Below are 26,441 nucleotides of genomic sequence, written 5' to 3' on the forward strand. Positions count from 1 at the left end.
GCGGGCGCAGGCGCGGTCAGGCGCCGCAGCCGACGATCCTGAACTCGACGCGCCGGTCGAGCGCATCGACCGCGTTGTCGGTGCCGCTGCCGATGATGTTCTCGCGGAAGCCCTTGCCCGAGGCCCTGGTGCGCTCGCCCAGCACGGCCGACTCGGCGACGAGCCTCTGGCGGACGACGTTGGCGCGTTGCAGCGACAGCGCATCGTTCACCGGCTCGCTGCCGGTGCGGCTGGTGTGGCCGATCACGTCGAGGCAGGCGCCGGCCTGGGTGCTGAGACCGGCGATCTGGCGCAGCCACATCGCGTAGGGGCCGCTCACCTTCGGGTCGGACCAGAACGCCGTGCCGCCGGGGTTGAACAGGAACTTCACGCCCAGCTGCTTGTTGCGGATGCCGTAGTCCACGATCTTCGCGAAGGCCTGCTCCGCCTCGGCCGTGCGGTCGAGCTTGACCGCGCTGAGGTAGATGCCGCTGAGCACCCGCAACTGGTCGCCGGCCGGCGAGGCACCGGCGGCGTTGTACTGCGTGAAGGCCTCCTGGTAGCGGGCGGCGTTGTACAGCGTGGTGGCCTCGTCGATCACCGGCGCGGCGGCCAGGTGGCCGAGATACTGGGCATCGGCGCGTTGGCCGGGCGGCGTGGCGGTGGTGCGCACGTAGCCGTCGATCACCCGGTCCTGCGCCAGCACCGGGCTGTCCTGGTCGTAGGCGAGCGGCGTGGCGTCGACGCCCTGCGTGAGCGCCAGCGCCGAGGCCTGGGCCACCACGCTGCCGCTGCGCACGTCTGTGAGCGCCAGCCGGATCGTCAGCGGCCCGGCCACGCCAGCGGGCTGGCGGCTGAGCGTGCCAGTGAGCAGGTAGGCGGCCTTGGCCAGGTTGTCCTGGCGGAACGGGAGGATCTGCACCGTGTCGTGGCCGGCAGCGAGGCGATCGGCGACGCGGCGCTGCAGCGTCTGGGTGGCGACAGTCTGCTGGCCGGTGCCCGCGTCGATCATCGGGTCGAGCACCAGGCTGCGCTTCGACAGGAAACCCGCCATGCCGGTGGTCTGTGCCATCAGCGCGTCGGTGGCCTGCACGGCCGCCTGGTCGAGCGGCAGCGCGGTGGTCGAGCGGCTGGCCTGCGGGGTCGCACAGCCGGCCAGCGTGACGGCGAGCGACACGGCGGCGGATGCCAGCACGCCCCGAAGCCTGCGTTTCGCAGCCGTGGTGGCCGAGGTGGTGGCGGTGGTGATAGTCATGGTCATGGTCGGCACTCCCTGGTGAGAAAAGACAGCTCCGCGGGGCGCAGCGTTTCGAGCGAGGCCCGTTGAAGAAGCTCGGTGCAGCGCCGGCTGGATCCGGCGACGCTTGCGGGTGGCGGCTTGGCGGCTTCGCGCACGGGCCGAGCCGGGGTCGGCTCGCGCTGTGCAGCGGCCGGCGCCGGTGCCGGGCGCGGCGCGGCGGCCGGCGCTTCCGGTACGGTCGCCGGCGCTTCGGCGGGCGCCTCGACAGGCGCTTCGGCCGGCGCGGGTTTCGGCGAGGGCGCCGCGACAGCGGTGGGGGCCGGCTGTGCGTCCCGCGGCGGGGGCACCAATACCGGCACGGCCTCCGGCAGCGGCCTGGGGGCGCGCCAGGGGAGCAGTGCCCAGGCGCCCACAGCCATCAGGAGCACAGCGGCAAGGACGTAGCGCCCCCGGGGCTTGCGCTGCGGGGACGCGGGCGTCGAGACCGCTGCGGTGTCCGGCGCGGGCGCCATCGCGGGTGGGGCGGGCGTCTCAGCCACAGCGCCGAGCACCGGCGCCGTCAGGGGCGTCGGCAGGCTGTCGGGCTCGATGCCGACGGGCGCCACGAACGCCGCGGGCGGTGCCGCGGCCGACCACGGCGCATGCGCGGCATTCGGCCCCCTCAGCCGCAGCCAGAACGCCGCCGCGCTGGCCGGCCGATCGGCGGGCCGCAGCGCGAGTGCGGCATCGATGGCTGCGAGGAAGTGCGCGCTGTAGCCGTCCTGCGCGCAGCGGGACAGCGGCCGATGCCGGTCGTCGATCCAGCGCTCGACCGCAGGCATCGGCGGCTCGCCCGTGATGGCCGCATAGACCACGCCCGCGAGCGCATACAGATCGGTCCACGGCCCCTGCTTGAGCGTCGGCGCCTCGCCATACTGCTCGATGGGGGCGTAGCCCGGCTTGATCACCACCGTCGGCGAAGCAGCCGCCTGGTCGGCCACCCGGCGCGCAGCGCCGAAGTCCAGCAGCAGCGGCCCGGCCGGGGTGAGCAGGATGTTGTCCGGCGCGATGTCGCGGTGGTAGCAGCGCACTGCGTGCAGGGTGCTCAGCGCGTGCAGCAGCGGACGCAGCCAGTCGAGCAGTTCGTCTTCGGTCGGGCGGCGGCCCAGCGTCTGGAGCGCATGGGCCAGCGTCGGCCCCTCGTAGAAGGGCATGACCATGTAGGCCGTGCCGTTGGCCTCCCAGAAGCGCAGCACCTTGACCAGCGACGGATGGTCGAAACGCGCGAGCAGCCGGGCCTCGTTGACGAAGCTGCGCAGGCCGGTACGGAAGGCTTCGGCATGGCGCGGCGACTTCACCATCACCGCCTGCGAACTGGTGCGCGACGCCAGCGCGGCGGGCAGGTACTCCTTGATCGCCACATGGCGCTCGAGCGTGGCGTCGTAGGCCAGGTAGACGATGCCGAAGCCGCCTTCGCCGATCAGGCCGACGATCTCGCAATCGAGGAGCCGGGTGCCTTCCGGGAGGACGTGGAGACTGGTGGACCCGCGGCGGTCGCCGGGCGTCGCTGCCGCCAGGTCCAGCGCGGCCATGTCGCCCAGCACGGTGGGCGGGTCGATCCGCGACGGCGGACGGCCGGCCACGGCCTCGGCGTCCCACGGCCACTCGATGCGCGGCTGCGGCGTCATGGCACGCACCGCCCTGCCGATGGCCGCGCCTGCGCAAACGCCCCGGCAGCCGCCGGGCCTCGCGTCGTCGGCCGGCACGTGCACGCGCCGAGCGCCCGGCGCTCGTCGATGCGAACTTGCGTCGCTGTCATGTGACTCCCTGTTTTGCGGGCGACTCTAACAGCGACCGAGTACCAAAGCACTCAAACTAGTTCACGTTCGGCGCCGTTCAGCGGCCCCCGCGTCGACGAGCGCCCCACCCGAAGCGGCATTGCGTGACGTCCTTCCGCTCGCGCGGCCCGGCTGCGCGGCGGCTCAGCCTCTCAGGTCAGCCAGCGCACGGCCAGCGGGAAGGTCACGAAGGCCGCCACTGTCGTCCACAGGATGATGCGGGCGATGCGCCCGTTGTCCGCGCCGAAGCGCTCGGCCAGCATCGACACGTTGCTGGCGCTCGGAAGCGCCGCGACCAGCACGATCACCGTCAGCGCCGAATCGCCGAGCGGCAGACCGAGCGCGATCGCCGCGCGCCCCAGCCCATAGACCAGCAGCGGATGCAGCAGCAGCTTGGCGGCCACGACCGGCAGCACCTCCCCCATCGGCGCGCGGCGCCCCTTCGACAGCAGGGCCGATCGTGCCAACACCGCGCCGATCGTGAAGAGCGCGGCCGGCGATGCGGCATCCGCCAGCATGCCGACCGTGACATCGAGCGGCCCCGGCAGGTTGAACTGCAGCGCGGAGGCCAACGCGCCGAAAAGAATCGACCACGGCAGCGGGTTGATCACCATGCCGCGAAAGGCCTGGCCCAGCGCATGCCGCGCGCCGGCCTCCCCCGCCGCGTCGAGCCGCGACAACGCGATGCACAGCGACGAGGTCACGACCATGTCGAAGATCATGCTGATGATCGCGGGCGCCGCCGCCTGGCTGCCCAGCAGCGTCGCCAGCAGCGGCACACCCATGAAGCCGGTGTTGGGGAAGGCGGCGACCAGCGCGCCGAAGGCCCCGTCGTTCCAGCCGATGCGGCCGCGGCGCGTGACGAGCAGCGTCAGCGCCACCACCAGCAGCGCGCCCACGCCCCAGACCAGCGCCACGCTGCCGTCGAGCAGCTTGTCGATCGGCGTGCGCGCACCGAAGCGGTAAAGCATGCAGGGCAGCGCGAAGTACAGGACGAAGACGTTCAGCCCGGGAATCGCATCGACCGGCAGGATGCGCCGGCGCGCCGCCAGGTAGCCGGCCGCGATGAGCGCGAAGAAGGGGAAGGTGACGGCGAAGATCTGCAGCACGGCCGCGATTGTCGCCAAGACCGCAGGTGCCGGCGGCGGGAGGCCCGCCGGTATCATTGCGCGCTTCCCCGCCCCACCCCGCGCCCTCCCCGCTTTTCGCGCGCCGCGTCTGCGCCACCCCGATCACCGAATGTCTTCCGGTCTGAACATCGCCCAGCAGGACGCCGTGAACTACCTGCACGGCCCGTGCCTCGTGCTCGCCGGCGCGGGCTCGGGCAAGACGCGCGTGATCACGCACAAGATCGCGCGGCTGATCCAGGCCGGCATGGCGCCCAAGCGCATCGCCGCCATCACCTTCACGAACAAGGCCGCCGCCGAGATGCGCGAGCGCGCCAAGGGGCTGATCGGCCGCGACGCCAAGCACGTGGTGGTGTGCACCTTCCACGCGCTGGGCGTGCGCATGATGCGCGAGGACGGCGCGGTGCTCGGCCTGAAGCCGGCCTTCAGCATCCTCGACAGCGACGACGTGACGAAGATCCTGAAGGACGCGGGCGGCACCACCGACGCGGCCACCGCCCGCATCTGGCAGTGGACCATCAGCAAGTGGAAGAACATGGGGCTCAACGCGGCCCAGGCCGAAGCCGCCGCGGCCGACGACAACGAGCGCATCACGGCGCAGATCATGGCGCGCTACGAAGAGCGGCTCACGGCCTACCAGAGCGTCGACTTCGACGACCTCATCGGCATGCCGCTCAAGCTGCTGCGCGAGCACGACGAGGTACGCGCGAAGTGGCAGGCCGCGCTCGGCCACGTGCTGGTCGACGAGTACCAGGACACCAACGCCACGCAGTACGAGGTGCTCAAGGCGCTGGTCGGCACGCGCGGCCACTTCACCGCGGTGGGCGACGACGACCAGTCGATCTACGGCTGGCGCGGCGCCACGCTCGACAACCTGAAGAAGCTGCCGATCGACTACCCGACGCTGCAAGTCATCAAGCTGGAGCAGAACTACCGCTCGACCAGCGCCATCCTGCGCGCGGCCAACAACGTGATCGGGCCCAACCCGAAGCTGTTCCCGAAGACGCTGTTCAGCGAACTGGGCGAAGGCGAGCCGGTGCGCATCGTCGACGCCGACAACGAGGCGCACGAGGCCGAGCGCGCGGTGGCACGCATCCAGAGCCTGCGCCAGAACTCGCAGCACAAGGAATTCCGCGACTTCGCGATCCTCTACCGTGCCAACCACATGGCGCGCGTGTTCGAGCAGGCGCTGCGCAAGGCACAGATTCCGTACAAGGTGTCGGGTGGCCAGAGCTTCTTCGACCGCGCCGAAATCAAGGACCTGTGCGGCTGGTTCCGCCTGTGGACCAACAACGACGACGACCCGGCCTTCCTGCGCGCAGTGACCACGCCCAAACGCGGCATCGGCCACACCACGCTCGCCGCGCTCGGCACCTTCGCGAGCCAGTACAAGCTGAGCCTGTTCGAGGCGCTCTTCAGCGCGTCGCTGCCCGCCGTGATGCCCAAGCGCACGCTCGAAGGCCTGCACGAGTTCGGTCGCTACATCAACGACCTGCAGTACCGTGCCAAGCAGACGGTCGGCGCCGAGGCCGCACGCGCCTTCCTGGCCGAGTGGCTCAAGGAAATCGACTACGAGAAGCACCTCTACGACGGCGAAGACAGCGAGCAGGCCGCGGCCAGCCGCTGGACCAACGTGCTGGAGTTCTGCGACTGGATGGCCGCCCGCTGCGGCGGCGAGATCGACGACGCCTCGGGCGCCAACGTCGAGAGCGAGCGCAAGAACCTGCTGGAGGTGGCGCAGACCATCTCGCTGCTGTCGACCATCAGCGAGCGCGAGCAGGACCAGAACGTGGTGACACTCTCCACGCTGCATGCGTCCAAGGGCCTCGAGTGGCCGCACGTGATGCTCATCGGCGTGAACGAAGGCCTGCTGCCCTTCAAGCTCGACGATGACGACGGCCGCCAGCAGAAGGTGAGCGACGACACCCTCACGCGCCTGCAGGAAGAGCGCCGCCTCATGTACGTGGGCATCACCCGTGCGCAGCGCAGCCTGGCCGTGAGCTGGACCAAGCGCCGCAAGAAGGGCCGCGAGATGATCGCCGCCCAGCCCAGCCGCTTCATCGCCGAGATGGCGCTGGACAAGAAGACCACCCGGGAAGACCCGCGCGAGAAACTCAAGGCGCTGCGCGCCGAGTTCGCGCGGAAGGTGCAGGACGGCGCAGCCGCCGCCGCGGCCGCTGCGGGAGCCGCCGACGCATGAGCGCGCGGCCCTGGTTGCTCGCCCTGCTGCTGTGCGGCGCCCTGCCTGGCGCAGCCGTGGCGGCCCCGGCCGCCGAGCCGTCCGCCACGGCGTGCCCGGCGAACGCCACCGAGCTGCCCGTCGAGGCGCTCTACGGCCGCTGGGAGGCGCGCTTCGGCGATCTCCCGGCGCCGGCTGACGTGCAGATGGGCAAACATCCCGAATACGCCGGCAGCGTGCGTGGCACGATCGCCCGCGACGGTCGAAGCGCCCAGCTCTCGGGCGATATCGACGACGCGGGTTTTCTCATCCTCGACGAATCCCAGGACGGCCTGAGCATCAGTGCCGTGTGGGCCGGCGAACTGCAGCCCGGCACCTGTGGCCGCGAGTTCCGAGGCACGTGGCGCAATTCGAGCGACGACCGCACTCAACCCTTCGTTCTTCGAAAGATCGGACCATGACCCTGCAACGCATCCCCCTCACGGCCCTGCTCGCCATGCTCGGCGCTGCCGCACAGGCCCAGCCGGCCGACAAGCCCGCGAGCCCGCTCGCCACGTCGGACCTGACGTGGCAGCAATGCCGGCAACTGGCGGGCAGCAACGAGGCCCGCCTGGCCTGCTTCGACCGGTGGGCCCAGCAGCAGACCCTGCCGGCAGCCGTCATCCCCAGCGCACCGCCGGTGCTCGCCAGCACGCAGCCCGCGGCGCCGGTCGATGCCGCGGTGCCCGCCACGCGCGTGGTCTCCGTCGCCACCGAGCAAGGCTGCCGCGACCGCCAGTACTCGGCGCTCTCGCGCGTCTGGGAACTCGAGGAGGGCAGCGATTGCGGCACCTTCGGCTTCCGCGGCTACCGGCCCCTCTTCGTCGGCGCATCCGCGGCCACCCACAAGCCCGACACCCCCACATCGCCCGCCGCCGGACACGACGGCGTGGCGACGGACTACCAGGCCAACGAGATGCGCATCGGCCTGTCGGTACGCACGAAGCTGGCGCAGGGCCTGCTGACCGGCAACGACCCACAGCGCAAGGATTCGCTGTGGTTCGCCTACTCGCAGCAATCGACCTGGCAGCTATTCAACGGCGACCTCTCTCGCCCCTTCCGAACCACCGACCACGAGCCGGAGATGATGTACGTCTACCCGACCGACGTGAAGCTGCCCGGCGGCTGGCGCTGGCGCTACGTGGGCCTGGGGGTGGTTCACCAGTCCAACGGCCAACCGCTGCCGCTGTCGCGCAGCTGGAACCGCACCTATCTGATGGCCGGCGCGGAGCTGGACGACCGCTTCCAGATCACCGGCCGCATCTGGCAACGCTGGCACGAATCCGCCGAGGACGACGACAACCCCGATATCGCCAACTACATCGGCCGTGCCGAAGTGACGGGCCGCTGGAACTTCAACCGCGACAACACCCTGGGCGTGACCGTGCGCAACAACCTGCGCGACAGCGGCAAGGGCTCGGTGCGCCTTGAGTGGCTGAAGGCCATCGGCGACCCGGTCACCAGCAACCTGCGCTTCCACACGCAACTCTTCTATGGCTACGGCGACACGCTGGTCGACTACAACCGCAAGCGGACGGTGCTGAGCATCGGGTTGAGTTTGGTGGACTTCTGAGGTGGTGATCTCGCCGCCGTTGCGGCGGGGTGGGGCCAACGAAAAAGCCCTTGAATCCGGGAGGATTCAAGGGCTTCGTATTTGGTGGCCTGGGGCGGAATCGAACCACCGACACGCGGATTTTCAATCCGCTGCTCTACCAACTGAGCTACCGGGCCTTGGTGTGCAGCCTGCGATTATACAGCGCTTCGGCGGCCTCTTGAAAGATCGACGCCCAACTGCTTGAGTTTTCTGTAGAGGTGGGTGCGCTCGAGGCCGGTCTTCTCGGCCACGCGGGTCATGGAACCGTTTTCCATCGCGAGGTGGAACTCGAAGTAGGCCTTCTCGAAACCATCGCGCGCGTCGCGCAGCGGCCGGTCGAGGTCGAAGCTCTGGCGCGACTGCGGGCCGCTGTCGACCACCGCCGCCACCATCGCCATGGGCTGCACCAGCGATGGGTCGCCGGCGGTGGTGACGACCGCCGACATGCCGCTCATGGCGGGCACGACGCTGGCCGCCGCGCGGCGTGCACTCTCGCGCGCCAGGCCCTGCTCCACCGCCTTGAGCAGCTTCTGCATGGTGATGGGCTTCTCGAGGAAGGCGAAGGCGCCGATGCGGGTGGCGTCGACCGCGGTGTCGATGGTGGCGTGGCCGCTCATCATGACGACGGGCATGCTGAGCAGGCCGGCGGTGGACCATTCCTTCAACAGCGTGACGCCGTCGGTGTCGGGCATCCAGATGTCGAGCAGCACGAGATCGGGCCGCGCGCGTTGACGGGCGGCACGCGCTTCGGCGGCATTCTCGGCGAGTTCCACATGGTGGCCTTCGTCATTGAGAATCTCGAAGAGCAGGTCCCGGATGCCCAGCTCGTCGTCGACCACGAGGATATTTGCCATGAGTCTTTTTTGCTGCTGCGTTGTGCGAGGTGAGACGTGTCCGTCGGCCGGGCCATCCTCGCGGCGCGGGGCTCAGGCGGGAGATGGCTTCGAATCGTCGGTGTGAGCGAGCGCTACCTGCGGTTCGCCGGCCAGGGCGAATGATAACGAGACTTGCGCGCCTGCCACAGCCCCATCGACGGTGCGGTTGGAAAGCTCGATGCGCGCGCCGTGTTCGTCGGCGATCTTCTTGACCACCGCGAGGCCCAGGCCGGTGCCCTTGCTCTTGGTGGTGACGTAGGGCTCGAAGGCGCGCTTGAGGATGTTCTCGGCGAAGCCGGGGCCGCTGTCCTGCACGGTCAGCCGCACGCGCCGGCCCGAATCGCCCAGGCGTGTGCGCACCACGACTTCGCCGGTGCGCCCCTGGGCGGCGGAGGCCTCGGCGGCGTCCTGCGCGTTCTGCAGCAGGTTGTGGATCACCTGGCGGATCTGCTGCGCATCGCCGCGGATCGGGGGGCAGCGCGGATCGAGCTCGCAGTGCAGCGCGTTCGGCGCGTTCTCATGCCCATAGAGCTGAAGCACATCGGTCACCAAGGCATTCAGGTCGACCGGCTTGAGGTCGGCCGCCGGCAGGCGGGCGTAGTCACGGAACTCGTTGACCAGCCGCTTCATCGCGTCAACCTGGTCGACGATGGTCTTGACCGACTTGGTGAGGATGGCCTGCTCGGGTGGCGGCACCTTGCCGGAGAGCTTCATCTCGAGGCGCTCGGCGGACAGTTGAATCGGCGTGAGCGGGTTCTTGATCTCGTGGGCCAGTCGGCGTGCGACCTCGCCCCAGGCCTGCGCGCGCTGGGCCGAGACGATCTCGGAGATGTCGTCGAACACCAGCAGCCGCGCGGCGCCCGGCAATTCGGCGCCGCGCGCGACGATGCTGATCGCGTCCTGCGACATGCCCGAATTCCCCGCGTTCAGTTCAAAAGCGTGCTGCCAGTGGTCGAGGCCGTGCTGCGCCCGCTCGACCTCGAAGTCGTCGAATTGCTGCTGCACGCTCTGCGCGAAGCTGGCCAGGCCGGGCACGTCGGCGAAGGGCTGGCCTTCGTAGGCGGCCAGGGGCGCACGCAGCACCCGCGTGGCGCCCGGGTTGGTCGACAGCACGCGACCGGTCTCGTCGAGCACGATCACACCCGAGGTGAGGTTGTCGAGGATGGTCTGCAGGTTGCCCCGCGCGGCATCGAGTTCGCCGACGGTCTTCTCGACGGCGGCACGGGCATCGGCCAGTTGCTGTGTCATGACCGCGAACGAGCGTGTAAGGCCACCCAGCTCATCCTTGCCCTGCAGCACGGCGGTCGGGCGCAGGTCGCCGGCGGCCACCTGGCGCACGCCATCGGCCAACACCAGTAGCGGGCGGGCCAACCCGTTGCCGAAGAGCACGGCGAGCAGCACGGCGCCGAACACCGCGAGGAACAGGCACAGGGTCAGCGTGCCGATGTACATGCGGCGCAGCCCGTCTCGCGCGAGCGAACGCTCCTGGTACTCGCGGTTGGCCTCCTGGACCGCCAAGGCGTTGGCCACCACGGCGGGCGGCAAGGGCTGCACCACCTCCAGGAAGCGCGGCTCGGTGTTGAACTCGAAGCCCGAGCGCTGCACCAGGGCCAGCGCCCGCACCGACGCCGGCGGCTGCGTGCCCTGCGTCGCGGGCGTTTCGTCGAGACCCTCGATATGGGCCACCGCCCGGTCGGCCCGCGCCTGCCGGAACTGCTGCGGCGTCGGCCGCTCGGGGTTGAGCTGGAAGCGCGATGCGCCCGCACCGGCCACCAACTGGCCGGCGCCGGTCCAGAGCACCACGTCGGTGGCGCCGAGCTGATCGCGGATGCGTTCGAGCATCAGGCCGGCGCTGGTGTCCGGCACGTCGGACAGCTGGTTGCTGGCGCTGCGGGTCTTGCTCATCAGGTCGGCAGACAGCGAATCGAGCGTCGCGCGGCCGAGGTTCAGGCCGGCGTCGAGCGCGCCCTCGACCTTGACGTCGAACCAGCTCTCGATCGAGCGCGAGACGAACTGGTAGGACACGAAGTACACCAGCACGCCCGGCACCACGCCGACCAGCGCGAAGATGGCCGCGAGCTTGATCAGCAGCCGGCTGCCGAACTTGCCCTGCCGCAGCCGCCGCAGCAGCCGGAAGATCACCCAGCCGAGCACCAGCGACAGCAGCACGGCCACGACGACGTTGATGCCGAAGAGCCGCGCGTAATTCTCTTCGTACAGCGTGCGGTTGTTGGTCGACAGCGCCAGCAGGAACATCAGCACCAGGCCGACGGCGGTGACCAGCGCGGCGATCACGCCGATCGCCCAGCGAACCGCCTTGGCGCGGCGTGCAGCCGGGGAGGCCGGAGCGCTGTGCGGCTCGGTGCTCACCGCGGCTTCTCCATGACCAGGCGCGCGCTTCGCTCGGCGGCGATGTCCCACTCGGACTGGCCGACCATGCCGATCTGGAAGGGGCGCGGCAGCTGCGTGGTGTCGAGCCGGAAACGGAAGACGACCGGGTGCGGACCGTCTTCGCCGATCTCGGCCACGTCGCCCAGGCGCAAGCGCCCCACGCGCTTGACCGCATCGAGCGCCTCGTCGAGGCTGTCGAAGTTCTGGTTGAGCGACACGCCGAAACCGGCATTGGCGGTGATGGGTACCGGCGCCACGTTGAGCCGCCAGCGGCGCGTCAGCGGCTGGTAGGCCAGCCGCATGTAGCGGCTGACCTGGGCCACCTTGCGGTCGGTCCAGTACCAGCGCTCGCGGTAGAGCTCGGCCTCGGCGACGAAGTGCAGGGCAATGCCCTTGTCGAGCACGTCCTCGACCAGGGTGGGCAGCTCGAACTGGACCGTGGCGCTGAGGTAGACGCCGTCATCGCCGTTTTCCAGGCGCATCTGGGTGACGGAGGCGCCGGGCGACTGCGCCGCCACGGGCCAGACCATGCCCAGCCAGAGCACGAGACCGAGGAGCAGCAGCAGCGCGATCCAGGTCGACGACGCGCCGCCACCCGCTGCGCGCCTGCCCCCGCCGCGACGCGGGTCAGCGGGCGTGCTTTTCGAGCAAGGCGTAGAAGAAACCGTCGTGATCACCCAGGTCATTGTCCGGGACGCCACGGACATTCCCCCCGCTTTGGGGCAGCAAATGGCCGGGCGACGGCTTGAATCGGGCGTCGGTGTTGTGCGCAAGAAACGCCTCGATCTGGTGCGCGCCCTCTTCCCGGAACACCGAGCACGTGCAATAGAGCAGCCGCCCGCCCGGCTTCAGCAGTGGCCAGAGCGCCGCCAGCAGCATGGCCTGCTGGAGCGCGAGCTGCTCGGTGTCGCTCTCCCGGCGCAGCCAGCGGACGTCGGGATGGCGCCGGACGATGCCGGAGGCCGTACAGGGCGCATCGAGCAGGATGGCGTCGAAGGGCTGGCCGTCCCACCAGTCGGCCGGACGGCCGGCGTCGGCCACGACCACCCGCGCCTGCAGGCCCAGCCGCGCCAGCGTCTCGCCGATGCGACGGCTGCGCTGCGCGTCGACTTCCAGAGCGGTGACCTCGATCGGCATGTCGCCGGCGCGCTCCAGCAGATGCGCCGTCTTGCCGCCGGGAGCGGCGCAGGCGTCGAGCACCCGCAGCATCGTGCCCGGTGCGGGCGCCGCCAGGCCGTCGAGCAGCAGCGGCGCAGCGAGCTGGGCGGCCGCATCCTGCACCGACACCTCGCCGTCGGCGAAGCCCGGGAGCTGCTGCACCGGCTTCGCCTGGCGCAGCTGCACGCCGTCATCGCCGACGGCGCGCCCGTCGAGCCCGACGCTTTTCAGCGCCAGCAGATAGGACGCCACGGAAGTCTTGCGCCGGTTGACCCGCAGCGTCATGGGCGCCTGCTGGTTGTCGGCGGCCAGCACGCGCTGCCATTCGCGCGGGTGGTCGCGCCGCAGGCGCTCAATCCACCAGCGGGGATGGTTCCACTGCGCGACCGGTTCCTTCTCAGTGGCCGCGACCAGTTCATCCCGCTCGCGCAGGAAGCGGCGCAGGCAGGCGTTGATGAAGCTGGCCTGCGCCCGCGTGACGGGGTTGCGCTTGGCGGCTTCGACGGCCTGGTCGACCAGCGTGAAGGGCTCGTAGGGCGAGGACTCGGCCTCCCAGGCAAGCGCCAGGGCCGTGCACAGCAGGGCATCGGCCGGCGGTGGCGGCGTGCGCTTGGCCAGATGGCGGCGCAGCGCCTCCGCACGGCCGAGGCGGCGCAGCACCTGGAAGCCGAGCGACTGCACGCCCGGCCGCATCGCCGGCTCGATGGCCTCGAAGGCGACGGTGCCGGACGTGCCGGCGCGGATCGCAGCCAACGCCTGGGCGGTGAGCTGCAACTGGCGCCAGAGCGGCGGCGAGAGGGAAGATTCGGAGAGGTCTGACAAGCGATGGATGGTAACAACGGCGTCCGTGGACGCCGCGGGGTGAAAAAAGCCGGGGCGTCAGTTCAGTTCGGCCGCCCGTTTCAGTTGCATCACCCATGCCACCAGCACCGCCGGGATCTGACCGACAGCCGCGTTGTACTGCCGGACCGCCTGGTTGAACTGACTGCGGGCGATCTCGGCGGCCGCCGAAGGCTCCGGCCAGGCGATCGTGCCGGGGACAGGAACGGGCGTGGCGTCGATCACGACACCGCCCAGTGGAACGGGCCGCGACAGCGTGCCGTCGGCGTCGAAGCTGACGACCTCGTCCGGAAAGAGCCGCTGCCAGGCGGCCAGCATGACGTGCAGCGCGGTCGCCAGCGCGGCCATGCGCTCCGGGTCGAGCGGGCGCTGCCGCGTCGCGCCCAGCAGCGTCGTCAGCTGGAGGGCGGTGGCGTGCAGCTGCACGATGGCATGGCGGCCGAAGACGGCGTCATCGGCCGCCAGCGCACGCGCCTGGACGAATTCCAGCTGGCGCGCCAGGGTGGCGTCGAGCGTGGCGTAGGCCTGCAGGGCGGCCGAGCGCAGACGCACCAGCCGGTTGTAGGCACCCACGAACCAAAAAAGAAGCACGGCCGCGGCGATCCACCACGGCAGCTCCGGCGGCAGACGGCCCATCACGGCGCGTCCACCTGCCACACCCCGGGGCGCCGCATGCGCGCCGCGGGGAGCAGAACCATAAAAACGCCCCCGGCCCGCGAACGGACAGGGGGCGTCTGGGGGCCGATCATGGCCTGCGGATCAGCGGCCGGTTACTCGGTCGCCGCGCCTTCGCTGGCAGCATCGGCCGTGGTCGCGTCGTCCGAGCCGTTGCCGGCCAGTTCGGCTGCTTCGGACTCGGCGATGGCGCGGCGCTCGGCCTCGTCCATCTGGTCCTTCGCGCGGCGTGCCTGATGGTAGGCCATGCCGGTGCCGGCCGGGATCAGACGACCCACGATGACGTTTTCCTTCAGGCCGCGCAGCTCGTCGCGCTTGCCCATGATCGCGGCTTCGGTCAGCACGCGCGTCGTTTCCTGGAAGGACGCCGCGGAGATGAACGAGTCGGTCGAGAGCGATGCCTTCGTGATACCGAGCAGCAGGTTGGTGAACGTCGCGGGGATCTTGCCTTCGGCGCGCAGGGCGTCGTTGGTGTTGAGCATTTCGCTGCGTTCGACCTGTTCGCCCGAGATGTAGTTCGTGTCGCCGATGTTGTCGACCACGACGCGGCGCAGCATCTGGCGAACGATCACCTCGATGTGCTTGTCGTTGATCTTCACGCCTTGCAGGCGGTACACGTCCTGCACTTCGTCCACGATGTAGCGCGCCAGTTCTTCCGAACCCAGCAGGCGCAGGATGTCCTGCGGGTCCGCCGGGCCGTCGACCACGGACTCGCCCTTGTTCACCACCTGGCCTTCGTGCACCAGGATGTTCTTTTCCTTCGGCACGAGTTCTTCGTAGACGCCGCCTTCGGGGTCGGTGATCTGCAGGCGCAGCTTGCCCTTGGTCTCCTTGCCGAACGACACGGTACCGGTCATCTCGGCCAGCATGCCCTTGTCCTTCGGCGAACGGGCTTCGAACAGCTCGGCCACACGCGGCAGACCGCCGGTGATGTCGCGCGTCTTCTGGCCTTCGACCGGGATGCGGGCCAGCACTTCGCCGGGGCCCACGTCCTGGCCGTCGCGGATCTGCACCAGCGCGCCGATCGGGAAGCCGATCGTCACCGAGTGGTCGGTGCCGGGGATCTTCACCTCGGCGCCGGAGGCGTCGATCAGCTTCACCTGCGGACGCACGACCTTGGCAGCGCCGCGGCGCTTCGGGTCGATCACGACCAGCGTCGACAGGCCGGTGACTTCGTCCACCTGCTTGGCGACCGTGAGGCCTTCCTCGACGTTCTCGAACTGCGTCTTGCCGGCGAACTCGGTGATGATGGGGCGCGTCAGCGGGTCCCAGTTGGCGAGGATGAAGCCGGCCTTGACCTGCTGGTCGGCCTTCACGGCCAGGATGGCGCCGTACGGCACCTTGTGGCGTTCGCGCTCGCGACCATGCTCGTCGTGGATGATGATTTCACCCGAACGCGAGATCACGACCAGCTCGTTCTTGCTGTTCGTCACGTAGCGCATCGTGGCGTTGAAACCGATCGAACCGTTCGACTTGGCCTCCACGCTGGAAGCAATCGCCGCACGCGACGCCGCACCACCGATGTGGAAGGTCCGCATCGTCAGCTGCGTGCCGGGTTCACCGATCGACTGCGCGGCGATCACACCGACCGCTTCGCCGATGTTGATCAGGCCACCGCGGCCCAGGTCGCGGCCGTAGCAGGTGGCGCAGATGCCAAAGCGCGTTTCGCACGTGAGCGCGGTACGCACCTTGACCTCGTCGACGCCCTGGGCCTCGAGCATCTCGATGTTGTCTTCGTCGAACATCTCGCCGGCATTGAGCAGCACGGCCTGGGTCTCGGGGTGCAGCACGTCGTCGGCGGCAGAACGGCCCAGGATACGGTCGCGCAGCGATTCGATGACTTCACCGCCTTCGACGATGGCACGCATCACGTAACCGCCGTGCGTGCCGCAGTCCTGTTCGATCACGACCAGATCCTGCGTCACGTCGACCAGACGACGCGTCAGGTAACCCGAGTTCGCGGTCTTCAGCGCGGTGTCGGCCAGACCCTTACGGGCACCGTGGGTGGAGATGAAGTACTCCAGCACGTTCAGACCTTCGCGGAAGTTCGCGGTGATGGGCGTCTCGATGATCGAGCCGTCGGGCTTGGCCATCAGGCCCCGCATGCCGGCGACCTGGCGGATCTGCGCGGCAGAACCGCGCGCACCCGAGTCGGCCATCATGTAGATCGAGTTGAAGGACTCCTGCTCGACGTCCTTGCCGTGGCGATCGATGGCGCGCTCCTTGGAGAGCTTGGCCATCATGACCTTCGACACTTCGTCGCCGGCCTTGCCCCAGATGTCGACCACCTTGTTGTAGCGCTCGCCGGAGGTCACGAGACCGGAGACGTACTGCTGTTCGATCTCCTTCACTTCCTTGGCCGAGCGCTCGATGATGCCGTGCTTCTCGGCGGGCACCAGCATGTCGTCGATGGCGATCGAGATACCGGCCTTCGTCGCGAGACGGAAACCGTTCTGCAGCAGCTTGTCGGCGAACACCACGGTCTCTTTCAGGCCGCACTTGCGGAACGAGACGTTGATGAGCTTGGAGATTTCCTTCTTCTTGAGCGCCTTGTTGATGTTCGAGAACGGCAGGCCCTTCGGCAGGATCTCGGACAGCAGCGCGCGGCCCACGGTCGTGTCCACCAGCGCGGTCGACGGCGTGAATTCGCCGGTTTCCTTGTCCTTGGTGTACTCGGTGATGCGCACGGCCACCTTGGCGGTCAGCTCGACCTCGTTGGCGTCGAGCGCACGCTGGACTTCACCGATGTCGGAGAAGATCAGGCCCTCGCCCTTGCCGTTGATGCGGTCGCGGGTCGTGTAGTACAGACCCAGCACCACGTCCTGCGACGGCACGATCGACGGTTCGCCCGACGCCGGGAACAGCACGTTGTTGGAGGCCAGCATCAGCGTGCGGGCTTCCATCTGCGCTTCCACCGACAGCGGCACGTGGACCGCCATCTGGTCGCCGTCGAAGTCGGCGTTGAACGCCGCGCAAACGAGCGGGTGAAGCTGGATCGCCTTGCCTTCGATCAGGATGGGCTCGAAGGCCTGGATGCCCAGACGGTGCAGCGTCGGAGCGCGGTTCAGCATGACCGGGTGCTCCTTGATGACCTCTTCCAGGATGTCCCAGACCACCGGCGTGCCGGATTCGACTTCCTTCTTGGCGGCCTTGATCGTCGTCGCGATGCCCATGGCTTCGAGGCGCGAGAAGATGAAGGGTTTGAACAGCTCGAGCGCCATCAGCTTGGGCAGGCCGCACTGGTGCAGCTTGAGCGTCGGGCCCACCACGATGACCGAACGGCCCGAGTAGTCGACGCGCTTGCCCAGCAAGTTCTGACGGAAACGACCGCCCTTGCCCTTGATCATGTCGGCCAGCGACTTCAGTGCGCGCTTGTTGGCGCCCGTCATGGCCTTGCCGCGACGGCCGTTGTCCAGCAGCGAATCGACCGCTTCCTGCAGCATCCGCTTTTCGTTGCGCGCGATGATCTCCGGGGCCTTGAGCTCCAGCAGGCGGCGCAGACGCGAGTTGCGGTTGATGACGCGGCGGTACAGGTCGTTCAGGTCGGAGGTCGCGAAGCGGCCACCGTCCAGGGGCACCAGCGGGCGCAGGTCCGGCGGCAGCACGGGCAGCACTTCGAGCACCATCCACTGCGGCTTGATGCCCGACTTGCGGAAGGCCTCCAGCACCTTGAGACGCTTGGAGTTCTTCTTGACCTTGACTTCGGAGCCGGTCAGGTCGCCGCGCAGGCGTTCGATCTCGCTGTCGAGCTCGATGCCTTCCAGCAGGTCCTTGATGCCTTCGGCGCCCATCTTCGCGACGAACTCGTCGCCGAATTCCTTGCGCTTCGTGTCGTAGTCGTCCTCGGACATGATGCTGAACTTCTTCAGCGGGGTCATGCCGGGGTCGGTGACCACATACGCTTCGAAGTACAGCACGCGTTCGATGTCGCGCAGCGTCATGTCGAGCACCAGGCCCAGGCGCGACGGCAGCGACTTCAGGAACCAGATGTGCGCGCACGGTGCAGCCAGGTCGATGTGACCCATGCGCTCGCGACGCACCTTGGTCTGCGTGACTTCAACGCCGCACTTCTCGCAGATGACACCGCGGTGCTTGAGGCGCTTGTACTTGCCGCACAGGCACTCGTAGTCCTTGATGGGGCCGAAGATCTTGGCGCAGAACAGGCCGTCGCGTTCGGGCTTGAAGGTGCGGTAGTTGATCGTCTCGGGCTTCTTGACTTCGCCGAAGGACCACGAACGGATCTTCTCGGGCGAAGCCATGCGGATGCTGATGGCATCGAAATGCTCATCGGGCGTGAATTGCTTGAACAGGTCGAGTAATGACTTCATGGGACTCTTTCCTTGTCTTGCTTATGAACGTTCGAGTTCGATGTCCAGGCCCAGGGAACGGATTTCCTTGACCAGCACATTGAACGATTCCGGCATGCCGGCTTCGATGGAGTGTTCGCCCTTGACGATGCTCTCGTACACCTTGGTACGGCCTTGCACGTCGTCGGACTTCACCGTCAGCATTTCCTGCAGCACGTAAGCGGCGCCGTAAGCCTCGAGCGCCCACACTTCCATTTCGCCGAAACGCTGGCCGCCGAACTGGGCCTTGCCGCCCAGCGGTTGCTGCGTGACCAGCGAGTACGGGCCGGTCGAGCGGGCATGCATCTTGTCGTCCACCAAGTGGTGCAGCTTCAAGAAGTGCATGTAGCCGACGGTGACCGGGCGCTCGAACTGGTCGCCGGTGCGTCCGTCGTACAGATAAGCCTGCGTGCGGGTGTCGGTCAGGCCCTTGAGCTTGGCGATCTCTTCCGGGTAGGCCAGGTGCAGCATGCCGCGGATCTCTTCCTCGGTCGCGCCGTCGAACACCGGCGTCGCGAAGGTCACGCCGTTCGACAGGTTGCCGGCCATCTCGATCACTTCGGTGTCGCTCAGCTTGCCGAGGTCTTCCTTGCGGCCAGCCCCGTTGTAGAGCTTGTCGAGGAAGGCGCGGAGTTCCGCGATCTTGGCCTCGGCCTGCAGCAGGTCGCCGATGCGCTGGCCGATGCCCTTGCCGGCCCAGCCCAGATGCACTTCCAGCACCTGGCCCACGTTCATCCGCGAAGGCACGCCCAGCGGATTCAGGCAGATGTCGCACGGCGTGCCGTCGGCCATGTGGGGCATGTCTTCGACCGGAACGATCTTCGACACCACACCCTTGTTGCCGTGGCGGCCGGCCATCTTGTCGCCGGGTTGCAGACGGCGCTTGACGGCCAGGTAGACCTTGACCATCTTGAGCACGCCCGCGGGCAGCTCGTCGCCTTGCGTGAGCTTCTTGCGCTTTTCTTCGAACGCGAGGTCGAAGCTGTGGCGCGTCTGCTCCAGCGAATTCTTGATCGACTCGAGCTGCGTGGCCACTTCGTCGTCCGCCGGGCGGATGTCGAACCAGTGGAACTTCTCGATCGACGACAGGTACGCCTTGTCGAGCTTGGTGCCCTTGGCGAGCTTGTTCGGACCGCCGTTGGCGGCCTTGCCGGTCAGCAGCTTCTCGATCCGGTCGAACGCGTCGGCTTCGACGATGCGCAGCTGGTCGTTCAGGTCGAGGCGGAAGCGCTTGAGCTCGTCGTCGATGATCTGCTGGGCGCGCTTGTCGCGCGTGATGCCTTCGCGGGTGAACACCTGCACGTCGATCACGGTGCCTTGCGAGCCCTGGTCGACACGCAGCGAGGTGTCCTTCACGTCGGAAGCCTTCTCGCCGAAGATGGCGCGAAGCAGCTTCTCTTCCGGCGTCAGCGTGGTCTCGCCCTTCGGCGTGACCTTGCCGACCAGCGTGTCGCCCGGCTGCACTTCGGCGCCGACATAGATGATGCCGGACTCGTCCAGGCGGTTGAGCTGCTGCTCGGCCAGGTTCGGGATGTCGCGCGTGATTTCCTCGGCACCCAGCTTGGTGTCGCGGGCCATCACCACCAGCTCCTCGATGTGGATCGAGGTGTAGCGGTCTTCGGCGACGACGCGTTCGGAGATCAGGATCGAGTCTTCGAAGTTGTAGCCGTTCCACGGCATGAAGCCGATCAGCATGTTCTGGCCGAGGGCCAGTTCGCCGAGGTCGGTGGACGCACCGTCGGCCACCACGTCGCCCTTGGCGATCTTGTCGCCGCGCTTGACGATCGGGCGCTGATGGATGTTGGTGTTCTGGTTCGAACGCTGATACTTGATCAGGTTGTAGATGTCCACACCGACTTCACCGGCGGCCGCTTCGGCATCGTTCACGCGCACCACGACACGGGTCGCATCGACATAGTCGACGATACCGCCGCGGGTCGCGGTCACCACGGTGCCCGAGTCGACCGCGGACACGCGCTCGATGCCGGTACCGACGAAGGGCTTCTCGGGGCGCAGCACCGGCACGGCCTGACGCTGCATGTTGGCGCCCATCAGCGCGCGGTTCGCATCGTCGTGCTCCAGGAAGGGCACGAGCGAAGCCGCCACCGACACGATCTGCGCGGGCGACACGTCCATGTACTGGACGCGCTCGGCGCCCACCAGGATCGATTCGCCGGCTTCACGGGCGGAGACCAGGTCGCCGGTCAGCTTGCCGTCCTTGTCCAGGGCCGCATTGGCCTGGGCGATGACGTACTTGCCCTCTTCGATGGCCGACAGGTAGTCGATGTCCATCGTGACCTTGCTGTCGACCACGCGGCGATACGGCGTCTCGATGAAACCGTATTCGTTCAGGCGGGCGTACAGGGCCAGCGAGTTGATCAGGCCGATGTTCGGGCCTTCGGGCGTTTCGATCGGGCAGACGCGGCCGTAATGGGTCACGTGCACGTCGCGCACTTCGAAGCCGGCACGTTCACGCGTCAGACCGCCCGGGCCAAGGGCCGACACGCGGCGCTTGTGGGTGATCTCGGACAGCGGGTTCGTCTGGTCCATGAACTGCGACAGCTGCGACGCACCGAAGAATTCCTTCAGCGCGGCCGAGATCGGCTTGCTGTTGATCAGGTCGTGCGGCATCAGCGGCTCTTGCTCGGCCTGACCCAGACGCTCCTTCACGGCCTTCTCGATACGGGCCAGGCCGGTGCGGTACTGGTTCTCGGCCAGTTCGCCGACGCAACGCACGCGGCGGTTGCCCAGGTGGTCGATGTCGTCGACTTCGCCGTTGCCGTTGCGCAGGTCGACGAGGATCTTGACCACAGCCAGGATGTCCTCGTTGGTCAGCACCATCGGGCCGGTCGATTCGTCGCGGCCGACCTTGGCGTTGAACTTCATGCGACCCACGCGCGACAGGTCGTACGTGTCCGGGTTGTAGAACAGGCGCTGGAACAGGGCCTGCACCGCGTCTTCCGTCGGCGGCTCGCCGGGGCGCATCATGCGGTAGATGGCCACGCGCGCGGCGAACTCGTCGACCGTTTCGTCGATGCGCAGCGTCTGCGAGATGTAGGCGCCCTGGTCCAATTCGTTCGTGTAGATGACCTGGATGTCCTGCACGCCGGCCGTGCGCAGCTTCTTGAGCAGCGCTTCGGTCAGCTCGTCGTTGGCCTTGGCCAGGATCTCACCGGAGTCGGCATCGACGATGTTGCGGGCGACCACGCGGCCGACCAGGAAGTCTTCCGGCACGCTGATGTGGGTCGTGCCCGATTGCTCGAGTTCACGCGTGTGGCGCGCGGTCACGCGCTTGTCCTTCGCGACCACGACCTTGCCCGACTTGTCGGTGATGTCGAAGCGCGCGACTTCGCCGCGCAGGCGCTCGGAGACGAACTCCATCTGCGCGCCGCTGTCCATCAGGCGGAAGTTGTCGTTCACGAAGAAGTTCGCGAGGATCGATTCCGGGTTCAGGCCGATGGCCTTCAGCAGGATCGTGACCGGCATCTTGCGGCGACGGTCGACGCGGAAGTACAGCATGTCCTTCGGGTCGAACTCGAAGTCGAGCCACGAGCCGCGGTAGGGAATCACGCGGGCCGAGAACAGCAGCTTGCCCGAGCTGTGCGTCTTGCCCTTGTCGTGTTCGAAGAACACGCCTGGCGAACGGTGGAGCTGCGACACGATGACGCGCTCGGTGCCGTTGATGATGAACGAGCCCTTCTCGGTCATGAGCGGCACTTCGCCCATGTAGACCTCCTGCTCCTTCACTTCCTTGACCACCTTCGACTGCGAGGTCGACGACTCGCGGTCATAGATGATGAGCTGGACCTTGGCACGCACGGCCGACGCGAAGGTCAGGCCCCGCGTCTGGCACTCGCGCACGTCGAAGGCCGGCTTCGCCAGGTTGTACTCGAGGAACTTCATCTCCACGAAACCGTTGTGCGAGACGATCGGGAACGCGGCGTCGAACGCGGCCTGCAGGCCTTCGACCGTGCGCTTCTGCGGCGCGATGCCCGCCTGCAGGAACGCGGTGTACGCGTCTTTCTGCATCTGCAGCAGGTAAGGGATTTCAACGACGCTGTCGCGGCTGCCGAAATTCTTTCGGATGCGCTTGCGTTCGGTGTAACTGTACGTGGACGTTTGGGCCATGAGAGCTCCGGTGCTTGAGATCTTGCGCGACTTGTCAACAGCGCTTTCGCGCCGCTGCTTGGCGGCTGGCCACTACCAGCCGTTGGCGGACAGTGATGCGTTGCACATCACCCGAACCAAGGGGTCTTCTGCAGTCGGGGTCAGAAGACACTCGAAAGCTTCTTTTTGGGCTTTCCGGCGGCCGGTCGGTCGTCGGAGGAGCGGCAAGAAGCCGGCTTTCGGGTGCGCTCTGAAAGCGGCAAAGGCTGGAGGGCTCTTTCGAGCACCTCCAGCCCTTCAGGGAGACCGAATTACTTCAGTTCCACCTTGGCGCCGGCATCTTCCAGCTTCTTCTTGGCGGCTTCAGCGTCAGCCTTCGACAGGCCTTCCTTGACAGCCTTGGGAGCGGCTTCCACCAGGTCCTTGGCTTCCTTGAGGCCCAGGCCGGTGATTTCGCGCACGGCCTTGATCGCCGACACCTTGTTCGCGCCAGCATCCATGAGCATGACGTTGAACTCGGTCTTTTCCTCGACCACGGCGGCAGCAGCGCCACCGCCGGCTGCGGGAGCCGACATCGCAGCGGCGCTCACGCCGAACTTCTCTTCGATGGCCTTGACCAGGTCGTTGAGTTCCAGGACCGTCATGCTGTCCAGCGCGGTCAAAAATGCGTCTTTATCGAATGCCATTTTGGTTTCCTAACAATTGGGTTGAATTTCTCGAACGCAAGGCTTTAAGCAGCTTGCGCTTCGGCCGGAGCCTCGGCCGGTGCTTCGCCACCACCACGCTTCTCGGCCAGCGCCGCGAGAACGCGGGCGGTGCGGGAGATGGGGGATTGCATCAAGCCCAGCAATTGCGCCAGCAGCACTTCCTTGGAAGGGATGTTGGCCAGTTGCTTCACGCCATTGACGTCCAGGGCCTTGCCGCCGAATGCACCGCCGCGAATCACCAACTTGTCGTTGGTCTTCGCGAAATCGGCCACCACTTTCGCGGCGGCCACGGCGTCTTCGGAGAAGCCATAGATCAGCGGACCGGTCATCTGGTCGCCGACGATCTCAAATGCGCTTCCGGCGACAGCACGGCGTGCCAGCGTGTTCTTCAACACGCTGAGCGTCACGCCCTGGCTGCGCGCGGTATTGCGCAATTTGGTCATGTCAGCCACCGTGATACCACGGTATTCCGCCATCACGAGCGTTTGAGCTTTTGCGGCGAGGCTGGTCACATCACTGATGACCGCTTCTTTCTCACTGCGATTCAGACTCAAGGTCTACTCCTTTTAATGCGTCCCTCGGCCTGGGCCTCGAGACGCGCTTCATGCAGCGACCAACTGTTTCGGAAACGGATTCCTTGCAGCGGGATCGCCATCTGCGCTGGTGAGCCCCCGAGGGGATTCGATTAAGTGCAGCGAACTGCACGCCAGCGGTCTTGGATGGCCCAGCGCGCCCGTCATCCGAAGACGACGCCGCGCTGGCCCACCACATCGCCGCACCCCGAAAGGCACGGCAAATTCTTCAGATCAGCTCTGTGCGATCGACTGGGTGTCGACGCGCACGCCCAGGCCCATCGTCGAGGACACAGCGACCTTGCGCAGGTAGACGCCCTTGCTGGTCGCCGGCTTGGCCTTGACCAGCGCGTCGATCAGCGCCGCCAGGTTGCCCTGCAGCTTGTCGGTGTCGAACGAACGACGGCCGATCGTGCCGTGCACGATACCGGCCTTGTCGACACGGAACTGCACCTGACCGGCCTTGGCGTTCTTCACGGCCGTGGCGACGTCCGGCGTGACGGTGCCGACCTTCGGATTGGGCATCAGGCCGCGCGGACCGAGGATCTGACCCAGCGTACCAACGACGCGCATGGCGTCGGGGGCAGCGATCACGACGTCGAACGGCATGTCGCCGGCCTTCACCATGGCAGCCAGGTCGTCCATGCCGACGATGTCGGCACCGGCGGCCTTGGCTTCTTCCGCCTTGGCGCCCTGGGCGAACACGGCGACGCGCTTGGTCTTGCCGGTGCCGTTGGGCAGCACGACGGCGCCACGCACGACCTGGTCCGACTTCTTCGCGTCGATGCCCAGCTGCACGGCCACGTCGATGGATTCATCGAACTTGGCGGTGGCGGCTTCCTTCACGAGACCGATCGCATCGACCAGCGCGTACAGCTTGTTGCTGTCGACCTTGCCGACCGAGGCTTTTTGCTTCTTGGTGATCTTGGCCATTACACGCCCTCCACAGTCACGCCCATCGAACGGGCAGAGCCGGCGATGGTACGAACGGCGGCATCCAGGTCGGCTGCCGTCAGGTCCTTCATCTTGGTCTTGGCGATCTCTTCGAGCTGTGCGCGCGTGATCTTGCCGACCTTGGTGGTGTGCGGCGTGGCCGAACCCTTGTCCAGCTTGATGGCCTTCTTGATCAAGGTGACCGCGGGCGGTGTCTTGATGATGAAGGTGAAGCTCTTGTCCGCGAACGCGGTGATGACCACCGGCAGCGGCAGACCCGGCTCGACGCCTTGGGTCTGGGCGTTGAACGCCTTGCAGAACTCCATGATGTTCAAACCACGCTGGCCCAGTGCGGGACCGATGGGTGGTGACGGGTTGGCCTTACCAGCTGGCACTTGCAGCTTGATGAAGCCGACGATTTTTTTCGCCATGCTTTGCTCCTTGCGGGTGATATCGCCTCGGCACTCGGCCACGGCTCCCCGGGGTTGACGACTCTAGGATGACGTTCCCTGCCGAGTCGGGAGGCAGGAAACCGGAAAAGACGATGCCGACAAAACCGGCACCGTCCGTTGGATCAGGTCTTCTCGACTTCCGCAAAGCCCAGTTCGACCGGGGTGGCGCGTCCGAAGATCATCACGGACACACGCACCTTGTTCTTTTCGTAGTTCACTTCTTCCACGGTGCCGTTGAAGTCGGTGAACGGGCCCTCCTTGACGCGCACGAATTCACCAACGGTGAACTCGACCTTGTGGCGCGGCTTCTCGGTGCCCTGCTGCATCTGGCTGACGATGTCCTCGACCTCTTTCTGCGAGATCGGGGCGGGGCGGTTCTTCGCGCCACCGACGAAGCCCGTCACCTTGTTGGTGTGCTTCACCAGATGCCAGCTTTCGTCGTCCATGATCATCTCGACCAGGACGTAGCCGGGAAAGAAACGGCGCTCGGTCGTGCGTTTCTGGCCGTTCTTGATCTCGACGACCTCTTCGGTCGGCACCATGATTCGGCCGAACTTGTCCTGCATCCCCGCGCGGTTGATGCGCTCGGTGATGTTGCGCTCCACCGCCTTCTCCATGCCCGAATAGGCGTGAACGACGTACCAGCGGAAGTCCGGGTTGGTCGGAGCGGCCAGCACCGAAGTGCTTTCCGGTGTGGCTTCTGGCGTGGTTTCGACAGCGTCAGTCATTTATTTTCTCCAGCCCAGAATGAGGTCGAAGAACACCCACTCGAGGGTCTTGTCGGTCGCCCACAGAAAAATCGACATGATCGCCACGAAAGCGAACACGTACGCCGTCATCTGAATGGCCTCCTTGCGGGTGGGCCAGACGACCTTCTTGACTTCGCGCCAGGCATCGCGGCCGAAGGCCCACAGCTGCCGGCCGCTTTCGGAACTCGCAAAGGTGCCCACGGCGGCCGCCAGCCCCACGAGCAGCGCACCCCACTGCACCAGCGAACCCAGGCGCGACAGCAGGTAGAAGGCCACGACCGCGCCCACGGCCAGAACGACCGCTGCAGCCAGTTTGGCTTTGTCGGCGCCGGTGCTCACGGTTTCGATTTGAGAAGTGGCCATTTCGGCAGATTTCCTGCGGCCTTGCGGCCTTCGATTCAAAGTGTCTCTTGAGACGGCGAAGCCCATCGGGTCACGATGGGCTTTTTAGCCTCGCCATCGGGTCAAACGATGGGCTTTTTAGGGTGCCACCTGGGTGGCAGGGGCAGTAGGAATCGAACCTACAACCTTCGGTTTTGGAGACCGACGCTCTGCCAATTGAGCTATACCCCTGTGCAATCCTTAGATGTCGAGGATCTTGGCCACGACGCCCGAACCCACGGTACGGCCGCCTTCGCGAATGGCGAAGCGCAGACCTTCT

At 67.1% G+C, this 26,441-nt stretch carries 19 protein-coding genes, 2 tRNA genes and 1 pseudogene; 3 read left to right on the forward strand and 19 right to left on the reverse strand.

What is annotated here, in order from left to right; genetic code table 11:
* Positions 1 to 16: 16 nt before the first annotated feature.
* The 3 genes from N8A90_RS19715 to N8A90_RS19725 form a co-directional block, all read right to left on the reverse strand.
* Entirely contained in the window at positions 17 to 1,240 is a 1,224-nt protein-coding gene (locus N8A90_RS19715) for an OmpA family protein (RefSeq protein ID WP_262076727.1), read from the reverse strand.
* Positions 1,237 to 2,886: a serine/threonine protein kinase gene (locus N8A90_RS19720; RefSeq protein WP_262076728.1), complete on the reverse strand. Its 1,650-nt coding sequence runs from the start codon at positions 2,884 to 2,886 to the stop codon at positions 1,237 to 1,239. The genes N8A90_RS19715 and N8A90_RS19720 overlap by 4 nt, the downstream gene beginning before the upstream one ends.
* Before the next feature lie 302 nt (positions 2,887 to 3,188).
* Entirely contained in the window at positions 3,189 to 4,145 is a 957-nt protein-coding gene (locus tag N8A90_RS19725) for an AEC family transporter (RefSeq protein WP_262076729.1), read from the reverse strand.
* Between the two features lie 130 nt (positions 4,146 to 4,275).
* On the opposite strand from N8A90_RS19725, the gene N8A90_RS19730 reads away from it, so the two are divergent.
* From N8A90_RS19730 to N8A90_RS19740, 3 genes are read left to right on the forward strand one after another with little or no spacing between them, the layout of a single operon-like run.
* Positions 4,276 to 6,363, forward strand: coding sequence for an ATP-dependent helicase (locus tag N8A90_RS19730; RefSeq protein WP_262076730.1), 2,088 nt, complete (start codon positions 4,276 to 4,278; stop codon positions 6,361 to 6,363).
* A complete protein-coding gene (locus tag N8A90_RS19735) occupies positions 6,360 to 6,803 on the forward strand; it encodes a hypothetical protein (protein WP_262076731.1) in 444 nt (147 codons plus the stop codon). The genes N8A90_RS19730 and N8A90_RS19735 overlap by 4 nt, the downstream gene beginning before the upstream one ends.
* Positions 6,800 to 7,954 (forward strand): phospholipase A, encoded by a 1,155-nt coding sequence (locus N8A90_RS19740; RefSeq protein WP_262076732.1) that lies wholly within the window; start codon positions 6,800 to 6,802, stop codon positions 7,952 to 7,954. The genes N8A90_RS19735 and N8A90_RS19740 overlap by 4 nt, the downstream gene beginning before the upstream one ends.
* 82 nt (positions 7,955 to 8,036) lie before the next feature.
* Here N8A90_RS19740 and N8A90_RS19745 read toward each other — a convergent pair.
* The 16 genes and pseudogenes from N8A90_RS19745 to N8A90_RS19820 form a co-directional block, all read right to left on the reverse strand.
* Positions 8,037 to 8,112 (reverse strand) — tRNA-Phe (locus tag N8A90_RS19745).
* Positions 8,113 to 8,130: 18 nt separating this feature from the next.
* Positions 8,131 to 8,829: a response regulator gene (locus N8A90_RS19750; protein WP_262076733.1), complete on the reverse strand. Its 699-nt coding sequence runs from the start codon at positions 8,827 to 8,829 to the stop codon at positions 8,131 to 8,133.
* Between the two features lie 72 nt (positions 8,830 to 8,901).
* The gene (locus N8A90_RS19755) at positions 8,902 to 11,220 is read right to left on the reverse strand and encodes a sensor histidine kinase (RefSeq protein ID WP_262076734.1); all 2,319 of its coding nucleotides are present in this window, start codon (positions 11,218 to 11,220) and stop codon (positions 8,902 to 8,904) included.
* The gene (locus N8A90_RS19760) at positions 11,217 to 11,927 is read right to left on the reverse strand and encodes a DUF4390 domain-containing protein (protein WP_262076735.1); all 711 of its coding nucleotides are present in this window, start codon (positions 11,925 to 11,927) and stop codon (positions 11,217 to 11,219) included. Before N8A90_RS19760 ends, N8A90_RS19755 begins: the two co-directional genes overlap by 4 nt.
* Complete coding sequence (gene rsmB, locus N8A90_RS19765; protein ID WP_262076736.1) at positions 11,869 to 13,221, reverse strand: 16S rRNA (cytosine(967)-C(5))-methyltransferase RsmB; 1,353 nt, start codon at positions 13,219 to 13,221, stop codon at positions 11,869 to 11,871. Before rsmB ends, N8A90_RS19760 begins: the two co-directional genes overlap by 59 nt.
* Positions 13,222 to 13,278: 57 nt before the next feature.
* Positions 13,279 to 13,875: a lema family protein gene (locus N8A90_RS19770; RefSeq protein ID WP_262076737.1), complete on the reverse strand. Its 597-nt coding sequence runs from the start codon at positions 13,873 to 13,875 to the stop codon at positions 13,279 to 13,281.
* A gap of 134 nt (positions 13,876 to 14,009) precedes the next feature.
* Positions 14,010 to 18,242, reverse strand: coding sequence for a DNA-directed RNA polymerase subunit beta' (rpoC, locus tag N8A90_RS19775; protein WP_262076738.1), 4,233 nt, complete (start codon positions 18,240 to 18,242; stop codon positions 14,010 to 14,012).
* 21 nt (positions 18,243 to 18,263) lie between these two features.
* Positions 18,264 to 22,388 carry a DNA-directed RNA polymerase subunit beta gene (gene rpoB / locus N8A90_RS19780; RefSeq protein WP_262076739.1) on the reverse strand — a complete coding sequence of 1,375 codons (4,125 nt, stop codon included), beginning with the start codon at positions 22,386 to 22,388 and terminating at the stop codon, positions 18,264 to 18,266.
* A 290-nt stretch (positions 22,389 to 22,678) separates the two neighbouring features.
* Positions 22,679 to 23,053, reverse strand: a complete 375-nt coding sequence (gene rplL / locus N8A90_RS19785) for a 50S ribosomal protein L7/L12 (protein WP_262076740.1) — start codon at positions 23,051 to 23,053, stop codon at positions 22,679 to 22,681.
* Between the two features lie 44 nt (positions 23,054 to 23,097).
* Complete coding sequence (gene rplJ / locus N8A90_RS19790; protein ID WP_262076741.1) at positions 23,098 to 23,628, reverse strand: 50S ribosomal protein L10; 531 nt, start codon at positions 23,626 to 23,628, stop codon at positions 23,098 to 23,100.
* Between the two features lie 252 nt (positions 23,629 to 23,880).
* Positions 23,881 to 24,579 (reverse strand): 50S ribosomal protein L1, encoded by a 699-nt coding sequence (rplA, locus tag N8A90_RS19795; protein WP_262076742.1) that lies wholly within the window; start codon positions 24,577 to 24,579, stop codon positions 23,881 to 23,883.
* Positions 24,579 to 25,010 carry a 50S ribosomal protein L11 gene (rplK, locus tag N8A90_RS19800; protein WP_262076743.1) on the reverse strand — a complete coding sequence of 144 codons (432 nt, stop codon included), beginning with the start codon at positions 25,008 to 25,010 and terminating at the stop codon, positions 24,579 to 24,581. Before rplK ends, rplA begins: the two co-directional genes overlap by 1 nt.
* A 143-nt stretch (positions 25,011 to 25,153) precedes the next feature.
* Complete coding sequence (nusG, locus tag N8A90_RS19805) at positions 25,154 to 25,759, reverse strand: transcription termination/antitermination protein NusG (RefSeq protein WP_262076744.1); 606 nt, start codon at positions 25,757 to 25,759, stop codon at positions 25,154 to 25,156.
* On the reverse strand, positions 25,760 to 26,143 hold the full coding sequence (secE, locus tag N8A90_RS19810; RefSeq protein ID WP_262076745.1) for a preprotein translocase subunit SecE: 384 nt from the start codon (positions 26,141 to 26,143) through the stop codon (positions 25,760 to 25,762).
* 134 nt (positions 26,144 to 26,277) lie between these two features.
* Positions 26,278 to 26,353, reverse strand: a tRNA-Trp gene (locus tag N8A90_RS19815).
* Between the two features lie 9 nt (positions 26,354 to 26,362).
* Positions 26,363 to 26,441 (reverse strand): annotated as a pseudogene (locus N8A90_RS19820) (elongation factor Tu); the annotation flags it as partial.

Origin of the sequence: Variovorax sp. N23, assembly GCF_025486315.1 — a bacterium.
Taxonomy (GTDB): Bacteria; Pseudomonadota; Gammaproteobacteria; order Burkholderiales; family Burkholderiaceae_C; genus Variovorax.

Bases quoted from the DNA above. Each gene is read 5' to 3' on its own strand.
- N8A90_RS19760 (WP_262076735.1), bottom strand. From the start codon at position 11,927: ATGACCTGGGTGATCACGACGGTTTCTTCTACGCCTTGCTCGAAAAGC.
- rpoB (WP_262076739.1), bottom strand. From the start codon at position 22,388: ATGGCCCAAACGTCCACGTACAGTTACACCGAACGCAAGCGCATCCGA.
- rplK (WP_262076743.1), bottom strand. From the start codon at position 25,010: ATGGCGAAAAAAATCGTCGGCTTCATCAAGCTGCAAGTGCCAGCTGGT.
- N8A90_RS19730 (WP_262076730.1), top strand. From the start codon at position 4,276: ATGTCTTCCGGTCTGAACATCGCCCAGCAGGACGCCGTGAACTACCTG.
- rplA (WP_262076742.1), bottom strand. From the start codon at position 24,579: ATGGCCAAGATCACCAAGAAGCAAAAAGCCTCGGTCGGCAAGGTCGAC.
- N8A90_RS19740 (WP_262076732.1), top strand. From the start codon at position 6,800: ATGACCCTGCAACGCATCCCCCTCACGGCCCTGCTCGCCATGCTCGGC.
- N8A90_RS19715 (WP_262076727.1), bottom strand. From the start codon at position 1,240: ATGACCATGACTATCACCACCGCCACCACCTCGGCCACCACGGCTGCG.
- N8A90_RS19735 (WP_262076731.1), top strand. From the start codon at position 6,360: ATGAGCGCGCGGCCCTGGTTGCTCGCCCTGCTGCTGTGCGGCGCCCTG.
- N8A90_RS19750 (WP_262076733.1), bottom strand. From the start codon at position 8,829: ATGGCAAATATCCTCGTGGTCGACGACGAGCTGGGCATCCGGGACCTG.
- rpoC (WP_262076738.1), bottom strand. From the start codon at position 18,242: ATGAAGTCATTACTCGACCTGTTCAAGCAATTCACGCCCGATGAGCAT.
- N8A90_RS19770 (WP_262076737.1), bottom strand. From the start codon at position 13,875: ATGGGCCGTCTGCCGCCGGAGCTGCCGTGGTGGATCGCCGCGGCCGTG.
- N8A90_RS19720 (WP_262076728.1), bottom strand. From the start codon at position 2,886: ATGACGCCGCAGCCGCGCATCGAGTGGCCGTGGGACGCCGAGGCCGTG.
- secE (WP_262076745.1), bottom strand. From the start codon at position 26,143: ATGGCCACTTCTCAAATCGAAACCGTGAGCACCGGCGCCGACAAAGCC.
- rplL (WP_262076740.1), bottom strand. From the start codon at position 23,053: ATGGCATTCGATAAAGACGCATTTTTGACCGCGCTGGACAGCATGACG.
- nusG (WP_262076744.1), bottom strand. From the start codon at position 25,759: ATGACTGACGCTGTCGAAACCACGCCAGAAGCCACACCGGAAAGCACT.